The sequence below is a fragment of the Winogradskyella aquimaris genome (genome assembly GCF_042676105.1).
Lineage (GTDB): Bacteria > Bacteroidota > Bacteroidia > Flavobacteriales > Flavobacteriaceae > Winogradskyella > Winogradskyella aquimaris.
This window is the reverse complement of record NZ_JBHTJQ010000024.1, coordinates 1-583: the sequence shown is the minus strand read 5'-3', so window position 1 is coordinate 583 and position 583 is coordinate 1. Positions and strand designations below refer to the sequence as shown.

Below are 583 nucleotides of genomic sequence, written 5' to 3'. Positions count from 1 at the left end.
TTACACACAACGGTCTCGTATAACCGTCAGTTACGGGTTGATATGCATTAATTTTCGGTTAAGCACTGTATTTAGCAATTCCGAGTGGATTCGGACGCAGTCGAATCCGCCGTAATTGCGGTTATACATTGTTGTGTGTAGTTTTTTTAACATCCAGGACAACTTATTACCATTGGTTCAATTATTTCAATCAATTCAGGTTTTTTTGTTTTTTCAGGTAGTTTCCATCCATCTTTTTCCGACCAGTATTTTTTCCGTTTCTCAACATTTTCAATTCTTTTTTTTGCTTCGTGTCTCCAAAAAGAATTCGGATAATCTTTTATTAAAAATTCATAATCAGATATAATTTGATTAGGTGAGTTTTCTAGTTCAGAAAGAACTATTTTTTCATAAATTTTAAAAGGTTTAATGAATTCAACGTTTACAGAATTCAGACTGTCCACTAACACTTTATTTTGATTTTCAATTTTAGCAATCCTGTTTTCTAATTCTGTTAACTTTTCAGTATTCGTACAAGATGAAACAATTAATAAAATCAGAAAACTTAAAATCATATTTTTCATTTGCAGTTCGTTTTTCAAAT

The 583-nt window shown here is 30.4% G+C and carries 1 protein-coding gene; it reads right to left on the bottom strand.

Going from position 1 to position 583, the window contains the following annotated elements:
• Positions 1 to 146: 146 nt before the first annotated feature.
• A partial coding sequence (locus ACFQ1K_RS14510; protein ID WP_320556895.1) for a hypothetical protein occupies positions 147 to 583 on the bottom strand: 437 nt, incomplete at its 5' end.